Source organism: Fibrobacter sp., from assembly GCA_024398965.1.
GTDB lineage: Bacteria > Fibrobacterota > Fibrobacteria > Fibrobacterales > Fibrobacteraceae > Fibrobacter.
The window spans coordinates 1-6,506 of the sequence record JAKSIF010000086.1; the positions used below are offsets into that span (position 1 = coordinate 1).

5 protein-coding genes and 1 tRNA gene are annotated in these 6,506 nt (G+C 51.4%); 5 read left to right on the forward strand and 1 reads right to left on the reverse strand.

Annotated elements, in window-relative coordinates:
• The first annotated feature begins 4 nt into the window (after positions 1-4).
• From MJZ26_14425 to MJZ26_14435, 3 genes are all read left to right on the forward strand, one after another.
• Positions 5-77 (forward strand) — tRNA-Met (locus MJZ26_14425).
• Positions 78-97: 20 nt separating this feature from the next.
• Entirely contained in the window at positions 98-529 is a 432-nt protein-coding gene (locus MJZ26_14430) for a hypothetical protein (protein ID MCQ2106973.1), read from the forward strand.
• A gap of 195 nt (positions 530-724) precedes the next feature.
• Entirely contained in the window at positions 725-2,107 is a 1,383-nt protein-coding gene (locus MJZ26_14435) for a DUF3943 domain-containing protein (GenBank protein MCQ2106974.1), read from the forward strand.
• Here MJZ26_14435 and MJZ26_14440 read toward each other — a convergent pair.
• Positions 2,086-3,420, reverse strand: a complete 1,335-nt coding sequence (locus MJZ26_14440; protein MCQ2106975.1) for a histidine phosphatase family protein — start codon at positions 3,418-3,420, stop codon at positions 2,086-2,088. The two genes, MJZ26_14435 and MJZ26_14440, sit on opposite strands and share 22 nt — an antisense overlap.
• A 140-nt stretch (positions 3,421-3,560) precedes the next feature.
• Here MJZ26_14440 and MJZ26_14445 point away from each other — a divergent pair, with 140 nt between their 5' ends.
• A complete protein-coding gene (locus MJZ26_14445; protein ID MCQ2106976.1) occupies positions 3,561-4,481 on the forward strand; it encodes a DUF4421 domain-containing protein in 921 nt (306 codons plus the stop codon).
• 206 nt (positions 4,482-4,687) lie between these two features.
• A partial coding sequence (gene secA, locus MJZ26_14450) for a preprotein translocase subunit SecA (GenBank protein ID MCQ2106977.1) occupies positions 4,688-6,506 on the forward strand: 1,819 nt, incomplete at its 3' end.

Here is a 6,506-nt window from a genome sequence, read left to right on the forward strand (position 1 = left end):
CTTTGGCGGCTTAGCTCAGTTGGTAGAGCGTCGGAATCATAATCCGCAGGTCTGTGGTTCGAGCCCACAAGCCGCTAGTAAATAAAAAGAGGCAGATATGTCAAAACGAATTCTTGCAATCACGTTCTTGATTATCGCCTCTTTTTTTGTTGCCTGCACCGAGGAACAGGGTGGTACTCCTGAAATGACCCAGATGCAGGTTCAGGCTCCCAAGAGCCAGCCCATTGTGCAGGTTAACGCCTTCACAGCTCCCAGCAGCCCGGAAATTACCGCTGAAAAGGCAAGGCTCTACGCCAAGGCCAGCGCCGGCCTGGTTGAACTGGGTTTCCGTTGGTCCGAACGCATCGACAAGGCTGCAGATACCGAAAAGGTTCAGATCCTGAATGCCTACAATGTTGCTCGTGATCAGCTTTGCGCCCGCGTCGGTCTTGCCGGCATTGCGGAATACAACTGGATTACCAACGTGGCACTTCCCAACGAGAAGAACAAGGAAGTCTTTGAAAACGCTGGCATCAAATTGCCTAACTAGTTGTTAGCATGTAATTTCATCTTTGATTTTTCCCCCTTTATCAGAAGGGGGGATTTTTTTATACTCTAGGAAAAAATGGATTGCTAGATATGGCCTATGCTTCGCACCATTGCCATACTGCTGTCAGTGTTATCGGTACTTTGCTTTGCTAGGTCTCAAGAGTCGCCTAGCGTAGCTGGTGATTCCGTGATCAGCATGAAAGAAATAATGGAGCGTCACAAGACTACCTATGGCGATGTTGTGGAGATCTTTTCTGATACGGTTCCTCCAGTTTATGGGCCCACGGTTGCTGCAGAGGTTCTTGGGCAGAATATTTTTGTGTGGGGTTGGGACCGCTATGTTCTTGACAAGAATTATGCCCGCATCGGTCCTGCTACGTGGAAGCGGAACCTTCGCGAAGGCTGGGAATGGGACCACAATCATTGGGCCATCAACTTTTACGGCCATCCCTATCAAGGTTCCATGTATTATGCGACGGCACGCGCTGGCGGTTACGGATTCTACCGCAGCATGTTGTGGGCGGGTCTTGGCAGCTTTACCTGGGAGATGTTTGCGGAGACGGAATATCCGGCACCCAACGACTTGATTACCACGACAATCGGCGGATCCGTTTACGGTGAAGTGCTCTACAGACTTTCACGACTTGCGTATAACAACAATGATGTTCCCTGGTACAGGCACTTGGCTGCCTTTGTGCTGGAGCCCGCCGGTTACCTGCAGAGACGTGCCTTTGGGAATAGGGATTCCAGGACAGGCTTTGTTCCGATTGAGCTTGCCATAGCATTGGGCGGTGGTTCCCGATTTGGAAGTGACTACCGTTTTGGCGGAAAGTCTGCGGACGAATTGGACAAGGAGTGGCGCGATCACCATGGTATGATGTCACTGTACCTGGAGTACGGTCGTCCTTATACGATTGTGAAGCAGCCTTTTGACTACTTCAAGATTGATGCCACGGGGGAGGCCGGTTTTGAAGGCAACGTCATTATGATGGATGTGATGGGTAAGCTGAAGAATGTGGGTGTTCACGGCAGGGGACACTGGCTTGATTTTTCCTTGAATCTGGATTTCGGCTCCTTCTACGGGGACTTGGCTACGGTCAGTACCATATCCATTGGCGGCGCCTTGGACTTGGCGCTATGGGTTACTCCCGACTTGCGTTTCAGGGTGATGAATCAGCTTTACTGGATTGTGCTTGGCACGGCTGACATGGGATACGACGACCTGATCAAGGAAGTGCATCCGGAGTATTCTTCGGACATGGACAACTACCAGTACAATTCCGGTGTGAAGTACGGCCTTATGCTGGAGCTGCTGTACAAGAAAAAACTGAGGTTCTATAACCAGGTTACGGTGGACGCGATGAAGACGATTACGGGATCCACACAGTACTATGGTGCCGATGGCTGGGACTTTCTTGTGTTGAACCATACCACTGTCGAGTACAGCCTTTTGGATTGGCTGAATGTTGGAAGCAGGCTGGATACCTATCTGAAAATGGCGGCTTATTCCACGGAGTTGTTCGAGCCTATGAGTCGAAGGATCTTTGCCTTGTCGACTTACTTCAGTATACTACTGTAGAAGGACTTTACGTCATCCCAGCGGTAGTAGGGGGCCGTGGGGCATTTTTCCTTCTTGGGTATGCTGGCCTGGTCGCAGGTGATGGGGGCGGTGACTTCACGTTCGTTGTAGAGGAATTTCACAAGGACAGGCTTGTAGTTCTTGGCAGTGTTGTCGCGGGTGATGGTGCCTGACTTGTAGAATACCATCTGCAGGTTTGCAGCCATGGGGATAATCCTGAAGTCGGTCCACTGTTCGTGAAGTTTCGAGAGGTCGCTGACTTTTGCGTCTGCGATGGAGAGCTGCATCAGGCTTGCCAGGGGAAGGATTGCGGTGTCGTGACCGAAGCGCAGGGTGGCAGCCACGTTACTTGGGGTAGCGCCAGCCTTGTTTTCGCTTGCGGTGCTGTCGCCGTAGATTGCCTTTTCGGCTTCGCCTAGAATGTGGGCGAGGACTGGCTTTGCAGTGTTCACGCCATCGTCACCTGTCAGCGGGCACGTTCCGAGAATGCTGTACCACCAGGCGTTCTGGGCCTTCCATCGAGAAATCTTTTCTTCCTTGGTGAAGATCTTTTCAAGAATCAGCAGGCTGTTGTCTTCTTCCATTCCCTGGAGGCTTCCGCTGATTTCAAACATCTTGTTGTACAGCTCGGAAATATTGACGTTCTTTGATGCGTAGGCGGTATCGGCGAACAGCGTCTGCACGAAATTCCTGGTGGAAATATCCTGCCAGAGCTTGTCGCTTTCGGCCTTGTATTCGGCGGTTTCAGCGTAGTTCTTTGTGATGTCGAAGCTGAAGGTGTTGATGAACTCCATTAGGCTCTTGCCTGTTTCCTGATGGATTTCCACCTTGGGTTTCTGCGAGCGAAGTTCCCCGAGGAATGCGCTCATGCTGAGGATGCAACGGCCAGATGTGCTTGCGTAGGCATCCACGCGGGCGGGAATCTTTTTGCCCTTGGAATCTTTACGATCGGCAAAGATTTCGGGAAAGTTCCTGGCCATACGTCGAGCGATACCCTCGTGCTGCTTGGCGCCAACCTGGGTCAAGTCTCCTGCGCGGGGTGCCGCCTTTTCGGCAAGGACTTTCGTTGCCGCCATAACGTACTTGCCGGTGACAGAAAGCGCCTTTGCGGAATCGGCCTTGCTGAGAACTGCAAAAAGATTGTTGTAGTCATCGGCGCTATAATGGTAGCGGCTACCGTGCCGGCCGTAGTGGCTGATGTAGAAGGGCTTGTAGCCTACTGGCGCCTTGGTGTACTTTACGCTCTTGCCGGGTTCGGGATAGATACTGTATCCGCTGGTGGTGAATTCGGGATGCGCCTTCAGTTCTTCCATGGTTGTTTGCGCCAGGGATGGAATGGCTAGGCATAATGTGAAAAAAGTGACCAGTACGGTAGCGAGAAAACTATGCATAGGTGTTATATGGACATGTAAGTCAATTGTGAAATTGTTCCTTGTAGAAAAAGATAGATTTTATGGCCCTACTTTTTTATCTTTGGCCCATGCTTTCCCGTCTTGCAGCTACGCTTTTTTTCGTGCTCTCCTGCAGCACGGTATTTGCGTTTGACAATTCGGGCTTCCTGGAAACAGGGGGTGGCATCGAGATCTTTGAAAGGCACTTTCCCCTGCGATTTCTGTGCAACTATAACTTCGCCTCCCTATGGACTAGCGAGTTTCATGAAGGCGCACTTGTTTCCAATAGGCCTGTTGATGTAGGTATTGGTTTCGGCTACAAGGATTTTTACTGGGACTTCCTTTACCCGCTGCCGTTTACGGTAGGCAAGGGGCAGTCGGAATCCATGGCGCTTGAGACGGGAATTGACTTTTTCCCTGATGACTGGTGGATCAAGGGAAAATACCGCCGCTACAGCGGTTTTACATCAGGTAGTAGCGATAGCACCATCTTTGTGGATTTGTGGCAGCGTGATATGTATCTGTCTGCCTTGTGGATGGGAACTGCCAAGGGGCGGTTTACGCCCATGGCCGCCTATTTCTTGGACCGCCGTCAGAAATATTCCGCCGGCAGTCTGCTTTTGGGCGGACGCATTCAGGATTCCAAGGCGAAGGGGCGCGATAGCACCTTGGCGTTCTATACGCAGGAACGTGAAATCTATAGTACCTGGGTCAATATGGGCTATAGCTATACCTGGGTTTTCACCAACTACATGTTCCTGAACCTTTGGGGCATTGCGGGTCTTGCGGTTAGTACGGAATCGGAATCCAATGATTTCATCATGCTGCCCGATGTGGACATGAAGATGGCCTACGGCTATATTGGTGATACGTGGTCCTGGAACACCGTAATGGAAATGGAATACTTGCCTACCATTTTCAATGACCATTGGGAACAGAAGCTGGTTTGCGCATACAAGATCCTGATTGTCCGTAGATTCTAGATTTACGTATAAAGTAATTTCTCTGTTTTATTGCCGTATTCGAGCGATTTAGTTCGGCATCAGTCCAAAATGCCTAAAAAGGTGTTGATTTAGAGGAATTTAGAAGTCCGATTGAGTGGCTTAGCGTTTTGAAGTTGCTAAATTAACCCCGTAAAATTTTAATCAGTGTCCGCAGGCTATGCCTTCGGCCGTAAAAAGGAATCAAAATGAGTATTGTAGATACCGTATTGCACAAGATTTTCGGTACACCCCACGAACGTAAGGTGAAGCAGCTTCGCCCGGTGATCGCCCAGATCAACAAGGCTCGCGAGGCCCTGGAAGCCCTCGATGATGCCGCCCTGGCTGCAAAGAGTGCTGAGTTCCGCGAGAAGCTGAAGAACGGCGCCACCCTTGACGATATCCGTGTGGATGCCTTCGCAGTCTGTAAGGAAGCTTGTGACCGTCGTCTCGGTATCTTCAACATCTTCAAGCCCGAGAACAACTTCGACTTTAGCCAGTTGGGCCCTGAGCTCCAGGATTGCGCCAACGAGGCCAAGGCTCAGCTCGCCAGCGGCAAGAACGAATGGGAAGTCTACCTGCCTGCCGCCCTCTATGCAAAGGTTCGTGAACTCTATCCCAAGTCCGTGAAGCCTTTCCGTATGATGCCTTTCGACGTGCAGATGATCGGTGGCTTGGTTCTTCACGAAGGTGCTATCGCAGAAATGGCTACCGGTGAAGGTAAGACTCTTGCTGCAGCACTGCCCGTTTACCTGAACGCCCTTGGCGGCCATGGTGTTCACGTGGTGACTGTTAACGATTACCTGGCTGGCCGTGACGCCAAGCAGATGGGTATGGTCTATAAGTTCCTGGGTCTTACCGTTGGTCTTATCGTGAACGGCCTCAATCCGGAACAGCGTCGTGAGAGCTACAACTCCGACGTGACCTACGGTACCAACAACGAATTCGGCTTCGACTACCTCCGCGACAACATGGCTGTGGAACCTTCCCAGCTTGTGCAGCGTGAACTGAACTTCTGTATCGTTGACGAAGTGGACTCCATCTTGATCGACGAAGCCCGTACTCCGCTTATCATCAGCGGCCCTGCCGAAGACGCTACCGACAAGTACGCCAAGGCAAATGAAATTGCAAAGAAGCTTATTAAGAACAAGGACTTCAGCGTGGATGAGAAGGACAAGGTTGTCCAGCTCACTTCCAAGGGTGTTACACACATCGAAGACCTTCTCCAGGTCACCAACCTCTACGGCGAACATGCCGACTGGGTACACTTCATTGACCAGGCCCTTAAGGCATGGCACATCTACGTGAAGGATGTGGACTATATCGTACGTGATGGCGAAATCATCATCGTCGACGAAAATACCGGTCGTCTCATGGAAGGCCGCCGTTACAGCAACGGTATGCACCAGGCTATCGAAGCCAAGGAAAACGTGCAGATTCGTCGCGAGAACCAGACTCTCGCAACCATTACCTTCCAGAACTACTTCCGTATGTACAACAAGCTGTCCGGTATGACCGGTACTGCTGAAACGGAAGCAACGGAATTCATCAAGATTTACAACATGAACACTTGGGTGATTCCCACCAACAATCCCTGTGTCCGTAAGGACCTGCAGGACCTGGTGTATAAGTCCGAAGATGCCAAGTGGCGCGCCATTGTTGCAGAAATCAAGGAACGTCACGAAAAGGGCCAGCCCCTGCTCGTTGGTACCGCCTCCATTGAAAAGTCCGAACACCTCCATGGTCTTCTGGAAAAGGAAGGCATTCCTCACGAAGTGCTCAACGCCAAGAACCATGGCCGTGAAGCTGAAATCATCCAGTACGCCGGCTGCAAGGGCAAGGTGACCATCGCTACCAACATGGCTGGTCGTGGTACCGACATTGCCTTGGGCGAAGGTGTTACCGAACTGGGCGGTCTCCATGTGCTGGGTACCGAACGCCATGAATCCCGCCGTATCGACAACCAGCTCCGTGGTCGTTCCGGCCGTCAGGGTGACCCGGGTTCCAGCCAGTACTTCCTGTCTCTGG

Excerpts from the sequence above, each read along its gene's own strand:
- MJZ26_14440 (MCQ2106975.1), bottom strand. The coding sequence starts at position 3,420 with ATGGAAGAACTGAAGGCGCATCCCGAATTCACCACCAGCGGATACAGT.
- MJZ26_14430 (MCQ2106973.1), top strand. The coding sequence starts at position 98 with ATGTCAAAACGAATTCTTGCAATCACGTTCTTGATTATCGCCTCTTTT.
- MJZ26_14435 (MCQ2106974.1), top strand. The coding sequence starts at position 725 with ATGAAAGAAATAATGGAGCGTCACAAGACTACCTATGGCGATGTTGTG.
- MJZ26_14445 (MCQ2106976.1), top strand. The coding sequence starts at position 3,561 with ATGGCCCTACTTTTTTATCTTTGGCCCATGCTTTCCCGTCTTGCAGCT.